Annotated in this window: 22 protein-coding genes and 1 riboswitch; of the genes, 5 read left to right on the top strand and 17 right to left on the bottom strand. The window is 38.0% G+C overall.

Going from position 1 to position 26,096, the window contains the following annotated elements; translation table 11 throughout:
- Positions 1 to 29: 29 nt before the first annotated feature.
- The gene (locus TY11_RS04920; protein WP_231495779.1) at positions 30 to 869 is read left to right on the top strand and encodes a sulfite exporter TauE/SafE family protein; all 840 of its coding nucleotides are present in this window, start codon (positions 30 to 32) and stop codon (positions 867 to 869) included.
- Between the two features lie 514 nt (positions 870 to 1,383).
- Here TY11_RS04920 and TY11_RS04915 read toward each other — a convergent pair.
- The 14 genes from TY11_RS04915 to TY11_RS19785 all read right to left on the bottom strand — a co-directional run bounded on the left by TY11_RS04915 (position 1,384) and on the right by TY11_RS19785 (position 18,908).
- Entirely contained in the window at positions 1,384 to 2,091 is a 708-nt protein-coding gene (locus TY11_RS04915; RefSeq protein WP_197025057.1) for an alpha/beta hydrolase, read from the bottom strand.
- A gap of 20 nt (positions 2,092 to 2,111) precedes the next feature.
- Positions 2,112 to 3,686 (bottom strand): FAD-dependent oxidoreductase, encoded by a 1,575-nt coding sequence (locus tag TY11_RS04910; protein WP_042143536.1) that lies wholly within the window; start codon positions 3,684 to 3,686, stop codon positions 2,112 to 2,114.
- Entirely contained in the window at positions 3,686 to 4,384 is a 699-nt protein-coding gene (locus tag TY11_RS04905; RefSeq protein WP_042143534.1) for an N-acetylmannosamine-6-phosphate 2-epimerase, read from the bottom strand. The genes TY11_RS04910 and TY11_RS04905 overlap by 1 nt, the downstream gene beginning before the upstream one ends.
- A 20-nt stretch (positions 4,385 to 4,404) precedes the next feature.
- Positions 4,405 to 5,925, bottom strand: a complete 1,521-nt coding sequence (locus tag TY11_RS04900) for a DUF4127 family protein (protein WP_042143532.1) — start codon at positions 5,923 to 5,925, stop codon at positions 4,405 to 4,407.
- Between the two features lie 33 nt (positions 5,926 to 5,958).
- Positions 5,959 to 7,623 (bottom strand): ROK family protein, encoded by a 1,665-nt coding sequence (locus TY11_RS20040; protein ID WP_081755830.1) that lies wholly within the window; start codon positions 7,621 to 7,623, stop codon positions 5,959 to 5,961.
- 81 nt (positions 7,624 to 7,704) lie between these two features.
- On the bottom strand, positions 7,705 to 8,529 hold the full coding sequence (locus TY11_RS04890; protein WP_052345734.1) for a carbohydrate ABC transporter permease: 825 nt from the start codon (positions 8,527 to 8,529) through the stop codon (positions 7,705 to 7,707).
- A 16-nt stretch (positions 8,530 to 8,545) separates the two neighbouring features.
- Positions 8,546 to 9,454: a carbohydrate ABC transporter permease gene (locus TY11_RS04885; RefSeq protein ID WP_042143530.1), complete on the bottom strand. Its 909-nt coding sequence runs from the start codon at positions 9,452 to 9,454 to the stop codon at positions 8,546 to 8,548.
- A gap of 58 nt (positions 9,455 to 9,512) precedes the next feature.
- Positions 9,513 to 10,832 (bottom strand): ABC transporter substrate-binding protein, encoded by a 1,320-nt coding sequence (locus tag TY11_RS04880; RefSeq protein WP_042143526.1) that lies wholly within the window; start codon positions 10,830 to 10,832, stop codon positions 9,513 to 9,515.
- 383 nt (positions 10,833 to 11,215) lie between these two features.
- Positions 11,216 to 12,343, bottom strand: coding sequence for an N-methyl-L-tryptophan oxidase (solA, locus tag TY11_RS04875; RefSeq protein ID WP_042143524.1), 1,128 nt, complete (start codon positions 12,341 to 12,343; stop codon positions 11,216 to 11,218).
- Positions 12,344 to 12,486: 143 nt separating this feature from the next.
- A complete protein-coding gene (locus TY11_RS04870; RefSeq protein WP_042143522.1) occupies positions 12,487 to 13,194 on the bottom strand; it encodes an ECF transporter S component in 708 nt (235 codons plus the stop codon).
- Positions 13,164 to 14,849 (bottom strand): ABC transporter ATP-binding protein, encoded by a 1,686-nt coding sequence (locus TY11_RS04865; RefSeq protein WP_042143520.1) that lies wholly within the window; start codon positions 14,847 to 14,849, stop codon positions 13,164 to 13,166. Before TY11_RS04865 ends, TY11_RS04870 begins: the two co-directional genes overlap by 31 nt.
- A complete protein-coding gene (locus tag TY11_RS04860; RefSeq protein WP_042143518.1) occupies positions 14,837 to 15,709 on the bottom strand; it encodes an energy-coupling factor transporter transmembrane component T in 873 nt (290 codons plus the stop codon). The genes TY11_RS04865 and TY11_RS04860 overlap by 13 nt, the downstream gene beginning before the upstream one ends.
- A gap of 188 nt (positions 15,710 to 15,897) precedes the next feature.
- On the bottom strand, positions 15,898 to 16,785 hold the full coding sequence (locus TY11_RS19790) for a DUF4430 domain-containing protein (protein ID WP_052345732.1): 888 nt from the start codon (positions 16,783 to 16,785) through the stop codon (positions 15,898 to 15,900).
- Between the two features lie 14 nt (positions 16,786 to 16,799).
- Positions 16,800 to 18,908 (bottom strand): DUF4430 domain-containing protein, encoded by a 2,109-nt coding sequence (locus tag TY11_RS19785; RefSeq protein ID WP_052345731.1) that lies wholly within the window; start codon positions 18,906 to 18,908, stop codon positions 16,800 to 16,802.
- Positions 18,909 to 19,061: 153 nt separating this feature from the next.
- Positions 19,062 to 19,254: riboswitch (cobalamin riboswitch) on the bottom strand.
- 197 nt (positions 19,255 to 19,451) lie between these two features.
- Here TY11_RS19785 and TY11_RS04840 point away from each other — a divergent pair.
- Positions 19,452 to 19,850, top strand: coding sequence for a hypothetical protein (locus TY11_RS04840; RefSeq protein WP_042143512.1), 399 nt, complete (start codon positions 19,452 to 19,454; stop codon positions 19,848 to 19,850).
- Positions 19,851 to 20,102: 252 nt separating this feature from the next.
- Complete coding sequence (locus TY11_RS04835; protein WP_042143509.1) at positions 20,103 to 20,864, top strand: transposase; 762 nt, start codon at positions 20,103 to 20,105, stop codon at positions 20,862 to 20,864.
- 91 nt (positions 20,865 to 20,955) lie between these two features.
- Here TY11_RS04835 and splB read toward each other — a convergent pair whose 3' ends face one another.
- Positions 20,956 to 21,984 carry a spore photoproduct lyase gene (gene splB, locus TY11_RS04830; RefSeq protein ID WP_042144175.1) on the bottom strand — a complete coding sequence of 343 codons (1,029 nt, stop codon included), beginning with the start codon at positions 21,982 to 21,984 and terminating at the stop codon, positions 20,956 to 20,958.
- On the bottom strand, positions 21,977 to 22,261 hold the full coding sequence (locus TY11_RS04825) for a transcriptional regulator SplA domain-containing protein (RefSeq protein WP_231495778.1): 285 nt from the start codon (positions 22,259 to 22,261) through the stop codon (positions 21,977 to 21,979). The genes splB and TY11_RS04825 overlap by 8 nt, the downstream gene beginning before the upstream one ends.
- 153 nt (positions 22,262 to 22,414) lie before the next feature.
- Here TY11_RS04825 and TY11_RS04820 point away from each other — a divergent pair, with 153 nt between their 5' ends.
- The gene (locus TY11_RS04820) at positions 22,415 to 23,449 is read left to right on the top strand and encodes a YeiH family protein (protein ID WP_231495777.1); all 1,035 of its coding nucleotides are present in this window, start codon (positions 22,415 to 22,417) and stop codon (positions 23,447 to 23,449) included.
- 562 nt (positions 23,450 to 24,011) lie between these two features.
- Here the strand turns inward: TY11_RS04820 and mbcS are convergent.
- Positions 24,012 to 25,586: an acyl-CoA synthetase MbcS gene (gene mbcS / locus TY11_RS04815; RefSeq protein ID WP_042144169.1), complete on the bottom strand. Its 1,575-nt coding sequence runs from the start codon at positions 25,584 to 25,586 to the stop codon at positions 24,012 to 24,014.
- A gap of 239 nt (positions 25,587 to 25,825) precedes the next feature.
- Here mbcS and TY11_RS04810 point away from each other — a divergent pair, with 239 nt between their 5' ends.
- Positions 25,826 to 26,011: a hypothetical protein gene (locus tag TY11_RS04810; protein ID WP_042143506.1), complete on the top strand. Its 186-nt coding sequence runs from the start codon at positions 25,826 to 25,828 to the stop codon at positions 26,009 to 26,011.
- Positions 26,012 to 26,096: the final 85 nt, after the last annotated feature.

The raw sequence follows: 26,096 nt of genomic DNA, 5'->3' as shown, positions 1-26,096 counted from the left end.
AAAGATGACACCTAAAGGGGACAGTTAGTGTGCTCCATAGTAGAGAAACATACCAACCGTCCCCAAGTTTTACACAACCGGAGATGATTACTATTATACTATTATATTTACTAATTGCATTACTAGCATCTGTAGTAGGGTCAATGGCAGGATTAGGCGGAGGAATTATTATTAAACCTCTGCTTGATTTTTTTAATGATTATGACTTGCCAACCATAGGGGTATTGTCTGCAGCGACTGTGCTGGCCATGGCTACCGTGTCCCTTATTAAATTGAGAATATCTAAGGTTGCAATTGATAGGAAAAACGGATTTATTATTGCTTTTGGATCTATTCTTGGAGGTTTTATAGGGAAGTGGATTTTTAACTTTTTTGTCCTAGAGATTGGCTTAGAACAACTAATTGGTAAAATTCAAGCTAGTGTACTTGCGATTTTACTCTTAATTATTTTTATTTATATAAAGTTTCAAAAGAATATGGTTACTTATCAAATGAAAAATAAACTGGGTATTTTATTGGCGGGTGTGTTGCTAGGGTTAATCGCAGCCTTTCTTGGTATTGGCGGTGGGCCTTTAAACATGGCGTTACTCATATTTTTCTTTTCGATGGATGCTAAGCAAGCAAGTATCAATTCTATCTATATTATCTTTTTCTCCCAATTGTCTTCATTAATCCTAGTTGGTACTACAACCGGATTTGGTTCCTATGATTTATCGATTATATGGTATATGATTCTTGGCGGAAGTATAGGGGGATTAATCGGAAGTATATTTGTGCAAAAACTCACAAGTAGGAGGATAGAGCGGATATTTAATATTGTAATCGTGATTATGATATTGATTAATATTTATAATGTTGTTAAGGGGTAAAAAACATCGCTTAAGGAACAAATCAATATTGAGGAAGCTTTAATTGTTATAGGTCATTCTTATTCTGGTCAATAACTGCCACTTTTCTTCCAGTAAAGCAGGAGAGGTTATGTAAGCAAGCTTCATACCTAAGGTTGAACGCTGTTTTTTTGACATATTGCTTTTGGGCTTCCAGGATCGTGGTGTTGTATTCCATCATGAGGGGACACTCCTGTGGAGAACTATTTTTGAGGAAAAATTGATGAACTAAAGCTAGGCTAATCGGAGAGAGAATTACTCTATTACGGGAGTGTAAACTAGACTGCGAAGTAAAATCCGTACTGTCTCTTGCTAAAACAGTTTAGTTTACACTTCCTAAATAGATTGCATTCACTTTTTAATACAAAGATCACATAGTAGTTAGAACCATTAAAGGTCGTTTAACGTAAATTCCAGTGCTAAGTTTAGGCCGCTATCATGGTGACCATCCATTTATCCTACAATCTTAAAAAAGAAGTCACATCGTGTTACCTTCCTAATTACTTACAAAATAATCCAGCACATTCACCAATTCATTCTCCCAAAATACCCACTCATGTTTTGAATCTTTTTCGGCATAATGAACTCGAGCATTTTTTTCTATGAGTTTCTGGTGTAACATTCGATTTCTAGTCAAGATATATAGCGGTTCATTCGTGATTAAAGAAACAAACTCATCTTCTTTTAGTCCAACCGTTTGATGAACATTCCAATTAAGCTGTTCTGTGTTTTCTATTTGTTGTACATCGGTAGGTGACACCGCAGCGGATTGGAGTAATAGATGGGTCCAGTTTGCTGGGTTTTCCACGGCTATATTTAGCGAAATATTTGCCGCTAATGAATCTCCAAGAAGCCCCCGTTTGGTTATCTTACTTTCTAATTTTTCCTCCACGCTAGGTATAAACTCCTTCGTCATAAACGAAATGTACTGTTTAAAGTCCTTTCCTTTATGATGATAAGCATTCCATCTTGCCATTGAATCTCCTGGATGAATCAGGACCAAAATAAGCTTATTTGCGATTTCTGGTTTAGCTTCTATTAATCGTTGAAAGGTATATTCAATCGACCCAAGCTCAAGGTAGTCTTGACCATCTTGTACGTATAGCAAATATGTTTCCTCTGTAGGTGTATGGCTAGAGAGAATATAGTATTCGAAATCCCGTTCTAGTATTTGACTAGGAAAAACATGTTTAATAAGAGCCACGAATTCCAAATCCTTTCTCTTTAAAGTTTCATCGAATCTGGCCAATGTAATTGAATTCCATTATCCTTCAGGAGCTCTCGGAAAGCGGTAAGGTGTTCCGGATTTTTCCGCACTTCCCTTGGTTCAATATTATGTTTCAAAGCGTACGTGGTAAGGTAACCGACAGATTCACCAATATTCCATTCTGTTGGATGTAATCGGTAGCAGCCATTAGTGATCTGGGTTGTTCCGATATTCTTACAAGCTGGTAATAAATTCTTCATTCGGATTGGTATTAGCGCTCCAAGTGGAATTTCATAAGGGTAACTTGGAATATAAAAGGTTCGATTTGTTTTAGTTGTATGGTGTAAATCGAGATGATAACTTCCGACACCGACACTATCTGAAAATGTTCGGATTCCTTCTTTTCCACGTGCTTCTTTACTTACGTCTTGTTCTTTAATGGTTTGTACCGCTTTAATTCTCCGAGATTCACGAATATAAGGATACTTTGCAAAGCCATCTTCTGTTCCTAGGACATCACCACGTAATCGTAGACCTGGAAAACCTTTCCCTCCATCTAGTCTCGGTGCTTCCGTTTGCAACCAATATAATAGGGATAGGCTTAATTGTTTCGCACCTTCTAAATGCTTTTTTCTTTCTTCCGCAGATACATCTATAATAGAACCAAGAAAATAATCATTCTGTGGCCAATTAATTAGTGAGATATCACCTGGGTAAATAGGATTTTCTAATATGGTTGTATCCAGTACCCTTCGATAGGTAAAGAGGGAAGGGATATTCTGATTGTTTGGAAATAGCGTAAATTCTTTCAATGTGGATGTATCAGCTGAATTCACTGCATGCCAGCTAATTAATGGCCGGTTGGAAAAGCTTGGGATATAAGTCTTCCAATAGTCATATTGCTTAGGCTTTGGAATAGTAAAATCCTTACCATCTATATAATCAACAGCGAATACATGAGTAATGGATTGAACATCTTCAGGGTTAGCCTCTTCCAATGCATGAGGTTCATTCGTTTCTTTCCTAGATTCAGCACCAATGACATATTCTACCCCAGCAAGTGGAAGTAAATCCCCACATTCCGTAGCATCTAAAAAATAGGTTCCGCAGAGTATAATTTGTTCATTTTTTGATGTATGGCTCACTGTCACGGATCGAACCATATCCTCTGAAGCCTCTGCTGCGGTTGGCAGATAGTTCAATAGAAGCTGGATACTTCCACTGTTTACATAGGGTGCTAACATATCTTCTAACACTTGTAATGCCACCTTTGGTTCATGAGAAAGTCGACTTACCCAGCCATTACCTGGATTGAGAATAGCGTCATTTTTTGCTTCTTCTCTTAAAGGATAATTTGATTTATAGTAAGCTCTAATTCTATTTCTAAATTCACGGTAGGTAGAAGTACAACCAAATTCTTCAATCCATGGATGTTCATCTGGTGGAACTCCTTGGCTAGTTAACTGGCCCCCTATCCAATCCGTTTCTTCTGTCAAAATAACTGAAAATCCACTTTTTGCTACAGATAGTGCTGCCATACAGCCACCGAGACCTCCGCCAATAATAATGACGTCAGCAGTTTTATGTTTCATTAGAATATCTCCTTTCCTTTAATAGCGGAAACGAAGGATTTTGTAATTAATTGTGGTCTTGTAATGGCACCACCTACTACGACAGACCAAGCTCCCAAATCTAGCATCCTCTTAGCATCATCTGGGGTGTTCAGTTTTCCTTCAGCAATAATAGGAATGTTATATTTTCTTGTTAACTCTTTTACCAGTTCAAAGTCAGGACCATGTTTCTGTGCTGTTTCCTCTGTATACCCAGAGAGGGTGGAGGAGAGGATGTCGACCTGACAATCATTGGCATATGCTGCATCTTGTAACGTAGCGATATCACCCATGACAAGTGTGTCACTATTTTCATGAATATAATGAACAATATCCTTTAAACCCTCATCATTCGGTCTTCTTCGGTTGGTGGCATCCAAGGCTATCACTTCAGGATTAATAGCAAGTAATTCTTTTACTTCCTTTAATGTTGGAGTAATATAGATATCTGAATCAGTGTAATCACGTTTTATAATCGCGATAATTGGCAGTCCTGTCTGTTTCTTGATAGCTACTGCATCACTTACTGTATTACACCGAATTGCCTTTGCACCGCCGACTTTTGCTGCTTCAGCCATCTTTGCCATTAGGCTTGAACCATGAAGTGGCTCATCCTCAAGTGCTTGACATGATACAATTAGCTTTCCTTGAATGGTTGATAGAAAATCTGAAGTACTCATACTATTGTCTCCTGTCTTCATTAGTTGAATTTCACTTTTAGGTCAATGCCAAGCTCAAACATTCGATTCCAAGGAGCGTAGCTACCTAGGTTTTCAAACTTCACCTGTTGAAAACTATTTTTCAGTGTTTCTTCAAAACAGATTAATAGACGACGATCGCGTTCCTGGTTCACGATATCTGCTTTATCTTTTAAATCAAAATAAGTTAAATTATGCTCCGGTAAGAAATCATCAACCATTTTCATTCGAATCTCGGATTGATAGAAATAGTCATCGAGTATGTGGTAGATGATGTTTTCTTTCATTTGTTGTTCAAGACCATCTAAACCTAGAACACCTTGAGCGATGGTGGAACCTAACGTATTGCAGTTCGTATTCCATCCTTTATAGGAGGTAAGTTGTTCTAGTATTCCTGCTTCATCCAATAAGGTAATGAGGTTTCCATCACCGCCATTTGCATATGCAGAGTCTGCGACAATGACATGTTTTCCCCGGTCTAAGTAGCTCTTCATTTGCTCTACAAAAAGTAGAAGATTTCTGAAACTAGAATAGGTCACATCTTTTTTACCTTGGTACCATGCTTCTTGCATAACACGTCCTGGTGTATTGTAGGCAAGAATAATATCTGCAGTTTCAGCAGAATCTGCAACGTGACAACCACTAGCTAGAATATGTGCTTTTAGACTTTCGCCAAATGGTCTGTCTTCATACATTGGAATGAGTTGTGCACCTAAAGTGCTGCTCCATATAGGAAAAATTTTTGGATATTTTTGATGAAAATCGTTGTATACTCTAGCAAGTAAAGTAGCCCCTACTTCGTCTGCACCAGGATAGATGTGCACTTGATGAAATAGACGCAACTGTTCTCTTTTTTTAACGATTATATTTTGATCCTGTGCTGTATAACCATACTCAGCACTATCATCCTGTGGTATAACTAGAAAACTAATAACGCCTTCATTAATTAGTTCTAACACTTGTAGATTTATGTTTCTATTAAATTTTCTTCTAGATTCATAGTCATCTACAAATTGTTTTGGTAGATTCTGTTTGATGTGCTGTAGTTCTCTTTTTTCATCTTCAGTTAATTCAATATGTCGCCCTTTATCTTGGAGGAAGGCATTAAGGAAAATCTCTCTACCCCAATCTTCATAGTAGTCAGGTTCCTCGTCACTTGAACTATATTTTGGCGTCCGCATGATAAGATTGGATGCATAGATACGAATGTTTGGGAACTTTTTATGAAACATACGCATTCGATCCATCCACTTTAAACCTGTCTCCTCTGGCAGGTAGTGAAGGCGAGAAGGGAGTAGTCCTCCATAGACCAACAAGTCAATACTTAAAATCAAAGCTTCGGACAATGGTGCCTGTTCTAAAATCCATTCCCATATTTGTTCGGTATCAGCTGGGGACTTTTTGTTTCCAAGTAACTCAGTTGGAGGTAAGAGCAGTTCTACATCAGAGGTAGAGGCTGCTATTCGTTCAACATATATTGTGTTACAAGGTCGTTCATCGATTGGAAGATAAATAATACGCATCTGTTTTGTCTCCTATTCGAATATTTCCAATTATCATAGGTTAATTACATTAGTGCTTTCAGTTTGTAATTCGTTCAAAATTACATCCACTAGATAAAGAATAGAAATCTCTATGGCAGAATCCTTTCTACCATCTTCTGTAGCAGGGACGAAGAAAGACATATCCGCGCATTCAGAAATAGGTGAATCTTGTTGACTAGTAATTCCAATAAGGATAGAACCAAGCTTTTTAGCGGTATCAAATAATCTCATTATATGTTGATTAAAACCTGAGCTGCTGATTCCGATTACTACGGAGTGTTCATCCAACAGGTGAATGGAACTCTCCATTTGAAATTGATTGGTAAAGACCTCAACTGGTATTTTAAACTCCATAAGCTTATATTTTAATTGTTTCGTAATATACTCCAATTCTTCGGAAGCATATAGTACAATTCTATTTGAAGTGGATAGCAAACTCCCTAGTTTTGATAAATTCGTTGCAAGATTTAAGGTATCTATTTTACTTAGGACAGTAAGATATTCATCTCTCGTTTTTACTAAGCTTGTTACTTCATTCTTGTCATGAAGCCTTGTGCCTATAATAGCCTCTTTTGCCATTAGTTTTAACTTGCTGTAAGAACCAATTTCAAGTTTTTGACAGAATCTTGTTATCATCGATTCGGATACATTGATTTTTTTTGCCAACTCAGAAATGGTGTGGTTTGGTACATCGCTCAGATTCATGATGATGTAATCGGCAATATTCTTTTCACCTTTGGTCAATTTATGTTTTTTCGATTCAATCATTGTTGTTATTCGATTAAATGGTTGTATGGATTCTTCGAGTAAAAAATGCCTTAACGCCCCGATCATGCCTGCGTTATTAAGATTGCTAGCGATTTCTATTTTTGTTTTTTCTAAAATAGTTGGGAGCAAATCTTTCTTTAGCTGTTCCAAAATAATTGGATATAAGTACTCTTTTTGATAGGTGATTCCTCCACCGATAACTATCATTTCTGGATTCATCATATATGCGATAATAGCGATACCTTTTGATAGATAATATACAAGGCGGTTAATTTCTTCTATACAAATTTCATCACCTGTAATTGCTAATTCAAATATCTTCTTTCCATTAATTTCTTCTTCTGAAATCCCTTTTCGTTTTGCTACATTTTTAATTAAATTCCGAGTAGAAGCAAGGTCTTGAAATTGAATTCCTTCCATTGGGATGTAACCAATTTCTCCGCCACTGAAACTATGGCCAGTGTGTAGCTTGTTATCTATAACATAGCTTCCACCTATGCCAGTTCCAATTGTTAGACAAAACATACTTTTGGTGTTTTTCCCTTTTCCTATCCATGATTCTGCCAGACCAACACAATTCACGTCATTTTCTACTGCTACTGGTAATTGGAAGTACTCTTCTAACTCTTGTTTTACAGGCATTCCTGTATATTCAGGAATAAGGGAGGAAGCATATAGAATTGTGCCTTTTCGTGAATCTACTTGGCCAGCTGTACTAATACAAATTCCACTTATGTCATGATTCGCTAATAGATTGTCACCAATTTCTTTTACCTTACGAATAACCTCTTTGCCACCCAGGTGGGCATCGGTTAGGGTTTCACTTTTATAAATAATTCCTCCATTCTCATCAAGAACGCCGTATTTAATTAACGTGCCCCCTATATCGAATGCGATAAAGTTTCTCATGGTTTATCTCCTTACTTAGTGAGTTCGCTTGTTTCTAGTTTGTCATACTGGGAGTATAAAATACTTATCTACCAGTCTATATTACCCCTTTACAGCACCATCTGTTTGGCCAGAAATGAAGTATTTTTGTAGCCAAATGAATACTAATAAGCTTGGGATAGTTGTTAGGATAGAAGCGGCACTAATTAATTTCATATTACCACCATCAAAATTCTGTGACATTTGTGCTAAACCAATCGAAATTGTATACATGCTACTATCTGTAGTATTGATAAGTGGCCATAAATAATCTCCCCATGTAAATGTGAAGGTATAAATGGCAAGTGAAATGACGGTTGGTTTAACGAGTGGCATTGCCACCTTCCACCAGACAACAAACCGATTTGCACCGTCAAGGTATGCAGATTCCTCTAATTCCTTTGGTACATTCAAAAATGCTTGGCGCATGAAATATATACCAAAGGCGGTGGAAATTTGTAAGATGGCTAACCCAACATGGGTATTTCGCAGACCCAATTCCCCGGCTATTTGGAAAAGTGGTGCCATATATAGTTGGAAAGGAACTGTCATAGTTGCGATTATCAGTGTTAATACGATACTTCTACCTTTAAATTCGATTCGTGCAAGTGCATAGCCAGCCATGCTACTAAATAATAAGTTAAATACTACAGCAATGCCTGTAACGATTACAGTATTCCATAAGTACAATAGAAAATCAGTTTTATGAAATGCATCAATGAAATTTGATAGTGTTGGATTAGTTGGTAATAAACCATCATAAATTCCTTGTGTTGCAGATTTTAACGCGATAAAAAGTGTATATAGAAATGGTCCAACTGTGATGACACAAATAGTGATCATCATTAGATATACCAATATTTTCTGTGTTTTAGTCTTTGAATTCAATTTTTTTCAGCTCCTTTTAAGCCTTCAAGTCGTCTTCACGTTTGCTAGATAGCTTCATTTGTAAGAGAGAACCAACAATAGCTAATACTAATAAGACTAAACCTGCTGCTGATGCAATGGAGACATCTAAATCGATAAATTTATCATAAATATACATAACGAGTGTTGTTGTGGCTCCTGCAGGTCCTCCGTTTGTTGTTAATGCAATCTCTTCAAAGACTTTCAATCCATTAATAATCGTTAATACCGATACCAATGTCATCGAAGGTACCATCATTGGCATGGTGATTTTTGTGAATTTATGAAAGACGTTTGCGCCATCAATACTGGCGGACTCATATAATTGACTTGAAATAGACTGTAAGTTTGCTAGATACATGACCATATAATACCCAAGACCTTTCCACACGGTTATGAAGGCAACTGCAACAATTGCAGTACTTGAGTTCGTAAGGAAGTTCATAGATTCATCTAGTATTCCAAGTGAAACTAGGATATTAGAAATGGCTCCTTCTTGGGAATAGAGCATTTTCCACATTAATGCACCTACGACAATCGGTGTGATAACCGGTAAATAGTATAAAACTCTAAAGGCCCCAACTGCCCTAATCTTTTGATTAACAAGAACGGCTAAGAATAATGGCAAGAGAATATTTAATGGAAGTACAATGACAACATATAAAATGGTATTACCTAGAGCTTTCCAAAATATTTCATCAGAAAATATCTCCCTGAAATTCGCTAGGCCCACAAAGTCACTAGTGTCCGCAATAATTTTATAATCTAAGAAACTCCAGCGAAATGCTTCCACAATAGGGATAACTAGGAATATCCCTAATATTAAGATGGATGGCAGTAAAAATACCCAGGGAGTCAAGTTTTTCGTCCATTTTCGTTTTATAATGGAGAATGGCTGTCTATTCATTGGTATTCCTCCTGAATTATAGAGACTAGCAAAAAATGCTAGTCTCTAAGGTTTTTTATTAGAATGTTGGTGTTAGACCTGCTTCTTCAAAAGATGCATCCCATTTATCCGTGATTTCTTGTAGGGCCTCTTCAGGAGTAAGGTCCCCTTGTAGGTTTTTCACGTATGCATTCTTCACAATTTCATGAAGTTCAGAAACATTCTCAAGTGCTGGAATCAGTTCTTTTGAACGTTCAAGTGATTTTGCAGCTTCTAACATTCCGAGTGCTTTTGGAGAATCACCAGGATTGGTGAAATAATCATCTTCAAGTGATTCAGTTGTAGAAGGAAGTACAGTTCCTGCTACTTTTGCGAATTCTAATTGGTTTTCTGCATTTGTAACAAATTCAGCTAAAGCAACTGCTGCATCTGGATTATCTGATTTTGATGGAATAGAGAAGTTCATGACAGCTACATTCATCGGTGCATTTGGATCATTTAACGGCTGTGCAGCTTTTGATGCAGCGTATACATCAGGTGAACCTGATTCAATTGGACCTAAGAAAGTTACGCCTGTTTCCACAAGTGATAGGTTTTCAGCCATAAATAGTTCTTGGGCTGTAGAGAAAGAACCTTCCGCGTTTTCTTGTGGCATGATACCTTCTTCATACATTTTTTGGGTTAGTGTAAAGAATTCTAAGATATCCTCATTATTAGCTAAAACGGTTTTACCTTCTTCGACAATTGATTCACCATTTGCAAGCGTAATCATTTTTTGGATGACAGTGTCACCTGCATTTATGATTTGATAGAAGGATGGCTTTCCTGTTGAATCTGTGATTGCTTTTGCAGTATCATACACTTCCTGTGTGTTAGTAGGTGTTTCGGTGATACCCGCTTGTTCAAAGTGGTTACTGTTATACCAGGCAACAGTAGTTGTTAAGTACCATGGAAGTGCATATAATCCATCATCGTAATGTCCTGCTTGAAATGGACCTTCTAAGAATGAATTTTTGACATCGTCACTAACTAGATCATTTAAATCAAGTAAACCACCTTGCTCTGCAATATTGATCATGTAACGAGGAGCTAGGTTAACTACATCTGGAACATCGTCACCAGTAAGTGAAGTAAGAACTTTTTGTTGTATTTCATTTTGAGGAATGTCTTCAATAATAACATCTACATCAGGATGCATTTCCTCAAATTCAGCCTCAAGATCTGCAAAGTAACTATCAAATGGTTCACCGGAAAGTGAAGCTGTCCACATGGTTACTTCTCCTGAAAGCTCTCCTGATTCTCCGGATTTTGAAGTGCCCTCGTCCTCATCACCACAAGCAGCTAAGCCCAAAGCTATTAAACCAGTACCCAAGGCTAAAGTGAGCTTCCTTTTCTTCATTATAATTCCTCCCCTTTTTTATAGTGCTCTTATGAAAGCAGGTGCATTAAATTGTAACCGCTTTCTAGGTATTATTTTAATAGGTTCGGAATATTATAGCAAGGATTTTAAAAATTATTTTTAAAATTAATAATTAAAAGGAATTTATTTTTAATTTGATTTTGAGGGGACTGGGGTTTTGATGCCTATCACTTGATACATGGTGTATTTTTCGAAGGAGCTAGAACCTAATCTCTATCTGTTTCTATTTTTACTTTATCTATATATATAATCGAAGAAGGATAAATAAAAGGGACAAAAAAATCATCTCTTGATACCTTATTTCAACATTATATTTAAATTGCGGAACAGGGGGAGGGGACAAGGTTTCTGACCCCTTGTTCCTATCTAAATCTATCCACTCTGAATTGTTTTATATCCAATTTACTCTTTCTATCTATTATCATTTGGCTTAATATTTCTCCTACAACTGTACTAAATTTAAATCCATGACCTGAGAATCCGCAAGCTACGGTAACGTTAGGAAATTCTTTTAGTTTGTCAATGATAAAATTACCATCAGGAGAATTGGTGTAGGTGCATACTTTACCTTCTTTTAGTGGCATTTCACTAGACATAATTTTTTTTGTTATATGTGCAACATCTTGTGAGTCTTCAGGATATGTACCAAATACCCTTAGTTTTTCCTCGGGTGAGGTTGGGTGGCCGCCATCATGCCTTCCTACTTTTACCCCAGCCCCGTCTATACTTGGAAATCCATAATATATACGATCATTTACATCGTAAGACCAAGCTGGAAATGCATTTTTATTGTATATATCTTCATCCGAATGAAACCATGAAAAAGTCTTACGAGTAGGTTGTAATGGGAGTTCTACTCCGAGTAAAGAAAGGATGTTGTTGGTACCTTTCCCTGCAGTTATGATTAGTTCTTTGCCTTGTATCGTTTGTGAGTCTGTCGTAACAATAACTTCACCTTGATGAATTGTCATGTTTTTTACTTTCGTATGTGTTAATAGTGTTGAACCATTTTGAAGTGCGAGGTCGCGAAATGCCTGGATACATGCTTCACTCATAAGAACACCAGAATTTGGCTCAAAACACCCTATTAAGTCATTGGGTAAGTCATATCCGTTCCAACGTTCATTTATTTCTTCGGCTGATAATTGTTCAATAGCAAGAGCGTGTTTTTCAGCACTTTTTATGACATTTTGTATAAAAGGAGAGTCCTCTGTCCCAATGTTTAGTACACCAGTTTGGTGGAATAACGTTTTATTCGCTTCTTGCTCTAATTCTAACCATAGCTCTTGTGCACGTAAGGCCATGGGCACATAGTTTTCTCCTTCTCCATATGCATGACGAATAATTCGTGTTTCTCCATGATGGGATCCTTCTGAATGGGGAGGATCATAGGCGTCTATTAATAAGACTTGCTTATTTTTTTTGGATAAATAATATCCTGCTGCCATCCCCATTGATCCAGCCCCAATAATGATAACATCGTAGTTCATAGACTTTCATCCTCTCAGTTAAGTAGCCTAGTATGTACCTCAAGGGCTGGTACCTCGTTCCAGTGAGATACTATGTTACTAATATTGGTTTTTTGATTTACCATGTCAGTCTAACTGTCCCACAGACGTAGGAAGTGGGACGGTTAGACTGACCCTTCGTCCCCGACTGACCCTCCTAACAAACCATACTTCCTTTTAAATCGATCAAGTATCTTTACCCAACGTTTACTAAAAAGTGCGATGAAGATGACGTTGCAAATTGCGTGTGATAGGTCGTGGGAGAAGCTTGAGGCATAAACGCCAATGAAGACTTCCCATGAAAAATTCTCCATGTTACTAACGATGATCCATAGATTCATGATCCATCCGAAGAGAAATCCCCAGACAAAACCGAAAATACACTGGATCCAGATTTTTCCTAGTAATGGTCGCAATAATCCTGCACTGAGTCCCATGGTTCCCCAGGCAAACATTTGCCATGGTGTCCAGGGGCCTTGGCCTAAGAATATATTGGAAACAATCGCTGCAACAGCTCCAACTAGGAAACCTGATTCTGCTCCGAAGACTAGGCCAACTGTTATGATAACAAAAGAGGTTGGTTGGATACTTGGTAAACCTGCAAAAGGCACACGAGCAATCGCTGCAATGGCTGCAAGCATTGCTAGTATCACGATTTCTCTTGCTTTTACTTTCTTCCTTTCAAAGCGTTTAAAGAAAAGTAATGATATCATGCCTATGATGGCCACGCTTAATACTAGATAATGTTGAAGTGGAAATAGGATAAATGAAAACAACAATAGTATAAATAAAACAATAACCGTTAGGAAGAGAATTGCTCTGTTTTTTTCCATAAAGATTTTGCCTCCTCCAAGGTTAGCACTTCCGGATATTGACTGTTTTGCGTCACACGATTCATCGTAGTGGTATAAAAGTAATTTCCTTTAAATAGTTTTTCTGGTGTTGCTTCTGCGGTAATTTGACCATTAAACATCATCGCACATTTCGTTGCATGGTGAGCAGCAAACTCTAAATCATGTGTCACCATGACAATGGTAATCCCTTCTTGGTGCAATCGTTTGAGAATGGCTGCCAACTGATATTTAGAAACTGGATCAAGTCCTTTTGTTGGTTCATCAATTAGTATAATCTCTGGGTCTTCCATTAACATACAGGCGAGGGCAGCTTTTTGAAGTTCTCCACCTGAACAGTCATAGGGATGTCTTTTTCTGATATGTTCAATTCCTAACTGTTGTAATCGCTCCGTTATTTTGGCTTCTACTTCACTACACTCTTGCTCCTTTGCAATATGAAGCATTTCTTTCTCAATAGAATCGTGAATGAAAAAAGTAACGGGATTCTGTGGTACATAACTAACTTTTTTATGGTGTTCGACTGCTTTTTTCTTGTGATACGTTTGCCCGAAAACGGTAACCTTGCCACGTTGAGGCTTCAATAAATGTAAGCAGATCTTTAATAAAGTGGTCTTTCCTGAACCATTTCCACCAACAATAGCATAAAAATCACCCTTATGAATCGTTATGCTAAGGTCTCGGAGTATCATTGGTAAATCTTTAGCAAATTGGAAATATATATCCTTTAGCTCCATGACGGGAGGTACATCATTTGTCTCACTCTGTTCTGGAGCGGTATCATAGGTAGTTTGATGGAACAGTATGGTTGAAATCCATGTTTTACATTGCTTCACATTCAGTGGGATTTTTTCCATGAAGACTGAATCCTCAGTATCTAAATACAGGCGTGAAACAGATGGTAGATATATTTGGAAACGTTGATCTGCTTGTTTGTGAATAGCGTGTATTACTTCTCTCGGTTCACCATGATAGGCAATCATACCTTCATCCATCATGATGACACGGTCTGCTAAATCAAATAATTCTTCCAAGCGATGCTCTACCAGTAAAATAGTAATGCCCAGTTCTTTATTTATTCGTTCTAAAATTAGTAGTAAGTCCTTTGCAGCGATGGGATCCAGTTGGGATGTTGGTTCATCCAGTAAAAGAACTTTTGGTTTTAATAATAGAACGGAGAGCAAGTTAAGAATTTGTTTTTGCCCACCAGATAATTCGGAAACCTTCTTCTGCAATAATTGTTCATACCCAAATGTATGTACAAGCTCAGCAACACGCTTTCTCATTTCTAAATTGGAATATCCCAGATTTTCGAGCCCGAAAACAATTTCCTGTAATACATCTTCCATGATTATTTGGTTTTCCGGGTCTTGAAAGACGAAGCCAATATCTTCTATTAATAGGCGCTCCTCCCAATCATGAAGAGACTTTCCTGCATACATGATGTCGCCAGATAGTTCGCCAAAGGGGGAGAGCTCTTTTTTTATCAATCGGAGTAATGTGGATTTACCACAGCCACTTGGCCCACAGATGACTACAAACTCCCCGCTATGGATCGAAATGGATAATTGATGAAGTGCATACTCTTTTGTGTCGGGATATTGAAATGACAAGTCTTTTATCTTCAAAATTTCCATCTTAATCTTTCTCTCCCTTCTACCCATAACGGGAATGAAAATAGTATCATCATACATCCGAATACGATCCAATCGATCAAAAAGAAATGCAGAGTACCGAGCTTCGGATAGATGATTAATTTTCCATAGCCTAATGTACCGCCAGCAATACAAAGGGCAAAGAGGAGGCATAATGTCACAAGCCAGGCCCAATCTTGTTTTTTCATGTAGTATGGAATATAGGATGTTTTCTTTCCTAAGCCATATCCTCTTGCCTTCATGGAATCGGCAGTATGGACTGCTTCCTCTAACGACCATGTTAAGACTATTTGCAATCGTAACATGCCATTTTTCATCCTATTTTTAATGCTTCCTACCGCCATACTCATTCCCCGTATGTGATGGACATCGCTAATTTCGTCTAACCTTCTTTTAAACAGAGGTACAAAGCGAATGGACATCATGATTAAAAATGCTGTACGGGGAAGAAACTTTGAAAATATGTATAAAAATCGGTTACCATTTAATATTACATTAAAGGAAACAAACATCATGAGAATGTTTACGATAAACAGCGCCATTGTTATTCCGTAGATGATTGCTTCGAGTGTTACTTGTTTACCACGAAAATAGAACAATATAGTTGTTCCCCGCGAAACTAAGAAAGGATTTAATAGGATGATAATCAAACTCATAAGGATTAGTATTACAATCCATTTCTTTAATGCTTTCCCACTATCATGTGATAGGTTGACAAAGATTAGTAATATAAGAGCAGTAGTTAAAAATATTGGATGATTAAAATACATGAGTAAAGAACCAATAAATAGGTAATAGCAAATCTGTACATAAGGATGGAAGCTACGAAATCCATTTTCCACTAACATCACCATCTTTCTAGGAAGCTATTAAGTAGGCAATTTGGTGTAGAAGGGAGTGGGGATGGGGAAAAAACTAGCGCCACTCCGTCAGTTTTCCCAGCGGTTTTCACTTTAGCCCAAGTTACTTTTACTCAAGCCAGCTCGACTTCATCAGCTCTCTATTATGTCCAATACGCCTAAAAATCTTATTATCTACGAAAAGGCTTTAGGTCTGCTCCTAAATCTACACCTAAATTGGTTGTATACAGCCATTCGACGCGGTCCCCTGGTAATAGAGGCACGACACCTGCCCCGCGGTCTGGAAAAATTCCATTCACCCGATACATCCAGCCACTACCTTGTCCACGGTCAAACTCATAGACATTGGCAATACCTTCTACATATGCTGTCGCCCCTTGGCCACCACGGTAATCCATTTGAATACGTTTTTCTTTTGTGATGTTGATTAATGCTTGTAATACCGTATCGCCTTCTTCTATTTCCATCTCGGTCGGTGGTAGCGGGATTTCATTGGTTGACTCCGATATGACAATGGAGTAAACGATGGTATTTAATGGATTTGATTCAGTCTCTGTGTTATTTGGTTCTGACTCACTTTTATTATTCTCAGAAGAAGTATTGCTTTCTTTTTTGGTGTTATCTTGTTTATTTTCCTTCTTTGTGGATGTGTTTTTATCTGTTTTCTTCTCAGAACTTTTTGCTTCGTTAGTTGACTCTGCTTGCTGCTCTTTCGTTGTTTCCTTCTTTGACTTTGTTTCTGCCTTATTATTAGAAGGTTCATTGTGCTGCTTCATAGAGGTGTTACTTTCCTCTGCATCTTTATTTGAAGCGTCATCTGCCATTACTTCAGACTCTATGAGATTATCATTCTTTTTTGAAGGGGTTGTATCGTCAGCTAATGGTGCCTCTTCTTGTTCTAAAGCTGTTGAGAGATTAGCCCCTTCTTCTTGGGATGATGCTAACTGACTAGCTTCTTCCTTAGATAAAGGCATATTGATCGATGAACTACAACCGACAACGATTAGTATCAAGAAAATGGAAACGATTAGTGACAGGCGCTTCAACCAATTTGACATGGAACCATCCTTTCTTAAGAAACTTTTTTATGCAGTTGTCTGAAGTGGAGGATTAATAAGAGACCACCAACTAACATGGTCATAACACCGATAAGGATGAAGTTATAGAAATTGGATGAAGTATCTGGTAGTTTCTTGCCGATTTCATTTGATACCTGATCTGTAACAGTTCTTTCTTTCCCGTTATCCTTTAGTGAATCTTTATCCTTTTGATCATTTTTGTTGTTTTCAGGATTACCTTGTTGTTCCTTTTCATCTGTATTATTTCCGCCTTTTTCAAGGTCGTCAGTTTTATCACCATGGTTTTCATCTTTTTCTTGCTCATCCTGATCTTTAGGTTCTTCGTCTTTTCCTTGTTCATCTTCCTGATTTCCAGGCTTTTCCTCCTCGCCGGGGTTATCTCCATTATCATCCGGCAATTCCTCTTCTAATTCGCCAAAGTGGTACAGGCTACCTTTTCCGTTATGAAAGTTGTTATAGGCTACGAGTGCTTGTAAAGCCTGTTCTGTTGCCATTGCATCGGAATAATCGTAATCCATCGTGTGTTTGAAACCACCATCTGGATTTTGAAATGCTAGTAGGTGAGAGATAATGTTATTTCCGTTCTTGGTAAATGCTTGAGAAGTTGGGTCAATACCGTACGCAGATAATCCGATAATCACCTGTGATGTTGCTTCACTGGTAATTCCACCTACAAAATCGCCACCATCAAACCCGCCGTTGTCTGTTTGAACACTGGATAGCCAGTTTACTGCTCGGTCTAATGCCTCACGAACGGCTGGTTGATCCTTATACGGGCTTAGCCCAGTTAGTGCCATCCCTGTAATATCCACACTCGGAGTATCAAACATTTCGTTCAGCGACCAGCTTCCATCATCATTTTGAGTACGTAATAATTCATCGATTAACGCTTGTCGTGTCCATTTGGCATCTTCTGGTACAGGAAAATTTTTTGTATCGAGTGCAATTAATGCGAAAATCGGACCGTTATTTCCTTGAAATGTCATGGTATCGAATCCACCACGACGCTCGGGGCTGTTATAAATTAATTCCAATAAGTTCATGCCGTCAATATTCCTCGGGTCTAAGCAAATCGCAACTGCTGCTATTGCAATACGTTGGATGTCGGTAATCTTAATACGCCCATTTTCTAGGCCACTAATAATCTGGTTTTCTACATTTTCATGGAAAACGCTTAAATAATTTTCCGGTATCACTTTACCCGATGTTGCCAGTCCAATTGCTTCCCATTCACTATCCACACCATTTTCGAGAATAAAGGCACTTGTATTTTCTATTGCAGCAGTGAGTTGCACATGATCGAAGTCTGTTTCCTCATTTTTATCACCTGGTGTTGGGGCGGGTTCCTTAACTTTTTCATACTGGATTGTATAGGATTGGGAAACATGACGTCCTTCTTTATCTTCAGCGTAAATGGAAATCGTGTTGTTTCCTTCATGTAACGCTACATTATAGTGGTTTTCTTCTGTTGGAAAAATTTCAAGCTCATTGACTTTAACGATTGGTACTAATGGCGTACCAAAATAACTAGTTGCATCTATGGTGAAGGAGAGGTGTTTTTCTTTTACAGTATCCCCATCTGTAAAACCGTTAACAAGAATAGTAGGTTCTAAGTTTTCACGAAATGGATTTAGTTCAGCACCAATATCTTGACCAAGATTTGTTGTATAAAGCCATTCTACTCGGTCACCTGGTACCAATTTAATTACCCCAGCTCCTCGGTTAGGGAAAACTCCATTTACCTTGTACATCCAACCACTTCCAGACCCGCGGTCAAATTCAAATACATCATCAATCCCTTCTACATATGCTCCTGCGCCTTGACCACGGTAGGATAGCCAAATGTGATTTTCCTCGGTTGCCTTAATTAATGCGTCTAATACCGTATCGCCTTCCTCAATTTCTAAATCTATCAATGGAAGCGGAATCTCATTCGTTTCCTCTGAAATAATGATAGAATGCTCAATTGTATTCTGTTGCTCAGTATTAGTTGTTTTTGTTTGATTTTCCTCCGCTGCTACTTTGGTTCCTAGTGTGAAAAATGGTGCAGCAAGCATTAGAATGACAATTAAATAGTTTACTAGTTTATATGACTTCCTCATTTTCTTTCCTCCTTGTAGATTGGTCGTGAACAATAAAAAAGACATCTCTACTTGAGAGATGTCATGTGCGTCTTTAAGCTGTGCTATGTATTATTAAAAGTAACCAATAACCAAAGCCTTCAGTATCAACACACCTCCCTATCCTCGTAGGTTTAATGGTGAAAAAAATAGGCAGGTCTCCTGGCTCATGATCATCGCTTTCCATTTCCTTCCCATCAGTAGACAGTGGATAATAAATAGAAAACTCCCATTTACAGTGGCGGGACCGCGCCGGATTCACACCGGACTTCCCTTTTCATGATTTGACATAAAGATTGTCAAATCAACCTAAATTTTCTATATTCAATTAACTTCAATCTATTCTATCAAAGCAAATCCGTCAAGTATTTTTATAGGGACATGGGGTCAGTAGGGACATGGGGTCAGAAAGCTTGTCCCACTGCCTGAGGAATTGGGACAGTTAGTCTGACCCCTTGTGTCTAATTCCACATTCTATTGCTAATACTGATAATAAAAGAGCAATTTATAAGGGGGGAAATAATAATGCCATTCCGAGGGGATGCACATAAACTTTATCTCGAGTTACAAAAACTACCTAACACGAGTACAAATAAGAAGTTAAAAGAAGTATCTGATATTAAATCTTTCTATGAAACCCTAGACGAAGAAACATTAAAATTAGCCTATTATCGGATGATAAAGGAACAAAATGGTTCGGGAATAATTCCTCTATATGTTACATCGATTCCTTGGCTTTTATTTTTATTTTCAAATAAGGTACAAGACTACTTATTCAGGGATGGTAGTATGCTTTGGGCGGTGGTGTTTATCTCCATTTACCTGATTCTATTAACGTTAAGTACCCTTTCCCATTTTAGAGAGAAAGCATGGGCGGCTTTGCATATTGAGATTATATTGGATGTTCTGGATGAAAAGAAATAGGATTACCGGGACAAAGGGTCAGAAGCACTGTCCCAATTATTTCAAATATTATCAAAATTGTATTTAACATGCACCGTTCACTTGAGAAATTTATTATTGTCTTATAGGTAGTTCTATTTTGGAGTACATAGATTTCCTAGAAATTAAATTAATATGATATGACATAAAACAGTATGTATTGTATTTTGTAGATATAATGGGAGACGGCAGGACAAGAAATCTGACCCTCTGTCCCGCAAGTGAGGTGGTAGTATGCCAAGGGAGCGTAGAAGAGAGGGATATACGGGGGTTTATCATGTGATATTACGTGGTATTAATAGGCAAACGATTTTTGAGGATGATGAGGATAGGTTACGACTACTGGAGACTTTAGAGCGTTACAAGAAAGTAAGTAAATTTAGGTTGTTTTGTTACTGTTTGATGGATAATCATATTCATTTATTAGTACAAGAAAAGGAGGAGTCAATTTCTAAGGCTATCCAAAGAATTAGCGCTAGCTATGTGTACTGGTATAATGCTAAATATGATAGAGTAGGTCACCTTTTTCAAGGGAGATACAGACGTGAGAGTGTAGATACATATAAATATTTCCAATCAGTTCTTCGCTACATTCATCAAAATCCTCTTAAGGCAAAAATTGTTTCCAATGTATTTGATTATAGATGGACAAGTATACATGAATATATTAATCGTCCTAAATTAGTTGATGTTCATCATGTACTTCGCATGTTTTCCTCTGATAGCCACAAAGCTATAAAAACTTTCATTCAGTTTATCCAAGAACCCAATGACGATATATGTTTAGATGACGATGTAAACGTTAAGTATTCAGATGATGATGTCCGTGAGTTTCTTACTCGTATAGGAATCCCAAATAGCAGTGCAATACAACAAATGAATAAGGACAAGCGTAACATAGTGCTCCTGCAACTAAAAGAAATAGAAGGAATAAGCATAAGACAACTAGCGAGAATAACCGGCATATCCAAAAGTGTCATCGATCGTATTAGGTAATGGGCGGGACGTGGGGTCAGAACTCTTGTCCCATAGATTGGGGGGGCTTACATAGCTCTTGGGACAGTAAATCTGACCCTCTGTCCCTGCTTTATGTAAAATACTCAATCTTAGCTTCTGGAAAATGCTTATCAATGTATCCCCCGATAGTATCCTTAATACTTTCTTGCTCATCATCTGTATAAACATATTTTCCAATGCCGTATTTGCCCCATTTCCATTTACGTTTAGACTCATCAAGCTCTAATTTCGTCATGGGGTAATTTTCTTGAATTACTCGCTTGGCAGGTTTTGTAAAGCGGTGCTGAATCATTTCAAAGGTTAAATCCTTCTTAGCAAAGCTGGGGAGTGCTGCTTCTAGCTTTTCTACCATCTCCCGGTAGCCTTCTTTCCAGCCTTCATGTAAATAAATAGGAGCGATGATAAACCCTAATGGATAGCCAGCTTCTGCTATTTTTACGGCAGCTTCGATTCTTTCATTCAATCTAGAGGTTCCGGGCTCAAAATACTTAATAATATAGTCATCATTCACACTAAAACGAAAACGGGTTCTCCCATTATGTTCGGCATCTAGTAGATGATCCACATGGGCAAATTTGGTTACGAATCGCAATCTTCCATGTTCTGTTTTCCCAAAATACTCAATGGCTTTCTTGAGGGTGTGGGTGAGGTGATCGACTCCAACAATATCGGATGTACATGATGCTTCAAACCTTGTTATCTCGGGTGAGCGTTCTTTCATATATTCTTCTGCAGCATCAAATATTTCTTCCACATTCACATAGGTTCGAATATATGGCTTACTTCCCATGGTGGTTTGTAAATAACAGTAATGGCAGTGACCCATGCATCCCGTTGCAAAGGGTATTGCGTATTCTGCTGAAGGCTTGGATGTATCAAATTTTAATGTTTTTCTAACCCCTACCACAAGCGTTGATTTTGCAATCCGATATTTTTGAAAATGATTTTCACCAGGTAGATTTCGTATTTGATTATGAGAGGTCGTTTCTCTGATCTCAATCCCCATATTCTCAAATTTATGTACAAGTTCTTTACCTAGTGGGTAATCCAAGGCACGAGGTTCTACATAAACTAATTGAGGTACAAATGGTTTAACCATAAAATTCATCAAACTCCTCTGGTGTGCCAAATGCTTCCTTGTATGCCATCTCTGCTTCATCCTCCGATTTAAATACGGCAAATTCCTCAGAGAATGGAAAATACGTTTCATGTGCAAATAATGCTAGCTCTGAAGGATTATCCGGATTTTCAACTACTGCAGCCTGCTGAACCTGCGCAACATCTTGTGCATGAGGATTTCGAATAATAATGTAAACTACTTCACCTGGTTTGAAATTATCTCCCATATTCATCACCTTACTATTTAGAATTATCATCATTATGCCTCTCTGAGATTTAAATATGTATTTGGAATGGGAAGAAATGTCATTTGTAAGGTTTAGCGCTCTTATGTGCTCTATTTACTATTATAAAACATCTTTCTTGAAACAGTTGAGTATGATATGGTTTTTACAATGGAGGTGAGCGGTTTGGGAGTTGGACAGGAAAGAGTGCAACATGAACCAGAGGAAAGTAAAAAGTTACTATGGATAGGTGGAGTATTATTCACCTTTTTATTAGCGGGAGTTGGGTATGTCGTTTCCCTCATCCCGGGACTTACATACGTTGGTCAGCTAGGATGTGCCATTATTATTGCTATCATTTACCGACAAATCTTCGGATACCCAGAGTTTCTCCGAGCTGGAATAACATTTTCTGCTAAAAAGTTACTACGATTAGCCATTATTTTGTACGGTCTCCGTTTGAATATTGGGATTGTATTAAGTGACGGATTAGGCCTTTTATTAAAAGATGCCATAATTATTATTGTTGCTATCTTATTGATGGTTTGGATTGCTAAAGTAATCAAAGCTGATGCCAATATCTCTTTATTATTAGGTGTCGGAACAGGGATCTGTGGTGCTGCAGCGATTGCAGCTGTTGCTCCAATTGTGAAAGCCAATGATGACGACACGGCAATTGGTGTTGGGATTATAGCTTTGATGGGTACGGTATTCTCGATTATCTACACCTTGATACGTCCTATTTTGCCAATTACTGCAGTGGATTATGGAATCTGGTCTGGAATGAGCTTGCATGAACTTGCACACGTTGCTTTAGCAGCGGCACCAGCAGGACAGGATGCGCTGGCAATGGCGCTCTTGGCAAAACTAGGCCGTGTATTCTTGCTTGTGCCATTATGTTTTATCTTGATTTATTTTATGAAACGCAAGCAGGCTGGTAAGGGTGCTGAAGACAAAACAAAAATTGCATTCCCATACTTTTTACTAGGATTTATCGCAATGAGTATATTTGGAAGCTTCATCCTCGGTGACGTTATCCCTGTTACAGACCAAACTTTAGAAGGGGTATATACACTTACTACATGGCTTTTAACGGCAGCTATGGTTGGCCTAGGGTTGAGTGTAAGCCTGATAGAAGTGAAGAATAAGGCAATGAGACCGCTTATTGCTATGACAGTTGTTTCTGTTGTGGTGTCACTTCTTGCTGTTGTGTTGGTGTGAAGTGTATGGGGGAGGGAAAGTTATTTTATTTTGAGGGAAATATGGGGAAGGTAAATACTATATTTGTTGTATTTTCAAAGTGATAGGATACAGTAACGTAGTTCCAGGGTAATTAATGATGCTCAAGAAATCGTTTCAGTAATTCATGGGATAGTAAATTGAAATGACGGGGCAGCCCAAATTTTAAGGACTGCCCCACACTTATGGTAAATTAACTTTCTGTATTTCTAGCATTAGACCTACCTTTATTACGTCTTTGCTCATCAGGTCTTTTGGCTTTATTACCTTTTTCCTTTGGTGCATGTGAGTCTTTAACCATGATCTTCCCTCCGTTTTTCGCAAACTGTAATGGCAGTTCCATAAGATTATTGTTTTCGAATTTTATGGATATATTCAGGGAGTTGTGCAGTACTCAGGAATATTGAAGAAATCTATAACTTTGTAGATAAAAGGATGTAAGATGTAATTGACTCGCTGACGCTGAATTATTGCTAAATTCTTAATAAGAAAAACTTCCATCATCAGAGGAATTTACCTCGATAGATGGAAGTTTTTCTTATTTTTATTTTTCCTTTTCACGCTGTCTAAGTTCAACTCGACGGATTTTGCCTGATGATGTCTTTGGTAGTTCATCGGTGAACTCAATTTTCCTTGGGTATTTATATGGTGCCGTCGATTGTTTCACATGGTTTTGCAGTTCTTTTACTAATTCATCCCCTGCATCCACCACATGATCCTGTAATATAATGTATGCTTTCACCACATTGCCACGAATCTCGTCAGGGCTAGCAATAACGGCACATTCTTTTACTGCCGGATGCTTGACCAACGCATCTTCTACTTCAAATGGCCCAATCGTATAGCCAGAACTTACGATAATATCGTCATTTCTACCTTCAAACCAGAAGTAGCCTTCTTCATCTAATGAAGCTTGGTCACCAGTTATATAGAAATTACCACGACGTGTCTTCATAGTACGGTCCTCGTCATTGTAATATCCTTTAAATAATGCAGGTGTATCAAGTGGGATTGCAATATCGCCAACAGTTCCAACTTCTACAGGCTTTCCGTCCTCGTCAATTAATTGCACGTTGTTTCCTGGAGTAGGTTTCCCCATCGAGCCTGGTTTTACTTTCATTCCTTTTAAGAATCCTAATAACAATGTATTTTCCGTTTGACCGTAGCCGTCTCTAACCGTAATATTAAAATACTTTTCAAATTGATCGATGACTTCACGGTTTAACGGCTCACCAGCGGAAACTGCACTGTGGACTGCAGATAAATCATAATCATGTAGATTATCTAGTTTCGCCATGAGGCGATATTCCGTCGGTGTACAACAAAATACATTTATCTTATTTGTTTCAATTAATGATAGATATTTTTTAGGGTCAAATTTGCCACTATAAACAAAACCGGTAGCACCTGATCCTAATACGGATAAAAATGGACTCCATACCCATTTCTGCCAGCCTGGTGCTGCCGTTGCCCAAACCGTATCGCCATCCTTAATTCCTAGCCAATGCGCAGGAGCAGAACTCATATGGGCAAAGCCCCAAGCATGCGTGTGCATCACAGCCTTTGGATTACTCGTTGTACCCGATGTATATGGTAAAAATGCAAGATCATCCCTGGAAGTTGGAATGATTTCCAACTGGTTTGATGCAGATTCTTTTAAACTATCTAAATGATTCCATCCAATGATAGAGTCACCAACGGTAAACTTCACAAGCTCATCATATTGCTCAATCCCTGTAAATTCTTCACTAAAATCGGAATGGCATACGACGGCCTTTACTTCACCATGCGAAATTCTGTACTGTAAATCCTTTGTTCTAAACATTTCCGAACTAGGAATAATAATAATTCCGGTTTTTAACGCCGCAATGTATACCTCGTAGGTACCAATTAGGCGAGGCAGCATAACGAGTAGTTTATCGCCTTTTTTAAGCCCCTTTTCTAAAAAAATATTGCCAATTCTATTGGCATTTTCAATTAGTCTTTTATAGGTAATTTCTCTTCTTTCACCATGCTCATCTTCCCAAATAACCGCAATTCGATTGGGTTCTTGTGCGTATTTCTCAAATTCCATGACAATATTATAATTTTCGGGTGCAATTAGATCTTCTCTATTCAACAATATATTCTCCACCTTTTTAGCACTAGATACTAACTTCTAATCATTATACCAGATAATAGTAGTTTTAGTAATGAGGACGATCCACGGGGACAGGTACCTTGGCTCGTTTGTCTTTCTTGGTCACAAACCAGTAACAATTATCCACATGGAATTATGCTATGATTAAATTGAAAAGATAAATTCTTTTATTTGCATTTCGCAAATATAGACAGAAAACTATCGATGAGGTAAACTCGATGTTGAATAAATTTAGCGGACTATATGGAATTTCTGGTGTGAGTCATGATGTTCGGGAAATCATTGACCGCATGGAAAAAGGCGATGAAAACTGTAAATTAGCTATCGATATGTATGTCTATCGGATGGTGAAGTATATCGGATACCAAAGGAACGGAAAATCCGTAGTGATCAATCGAAAGTAGATGTATATATTATCCCAACCAATGAAGAGTTGATGATTGCTAGGGATACGCTAAGTGTTATTGGGATAGGGACAGCTTCTTCAGC

The organism is Paucisalibacillus algeriensis, from assembly GCF_000577245.1.
Classification (GTDB): Bacteria; Bacillota; Bacilli; order Bacillales; family Amphibacillaceae; genus Ornithinibacillus.
Note: the sequence above shows the minus strand (reverse complement) of the source record. Positions and strands in the feature narration are given on the sequence as shown.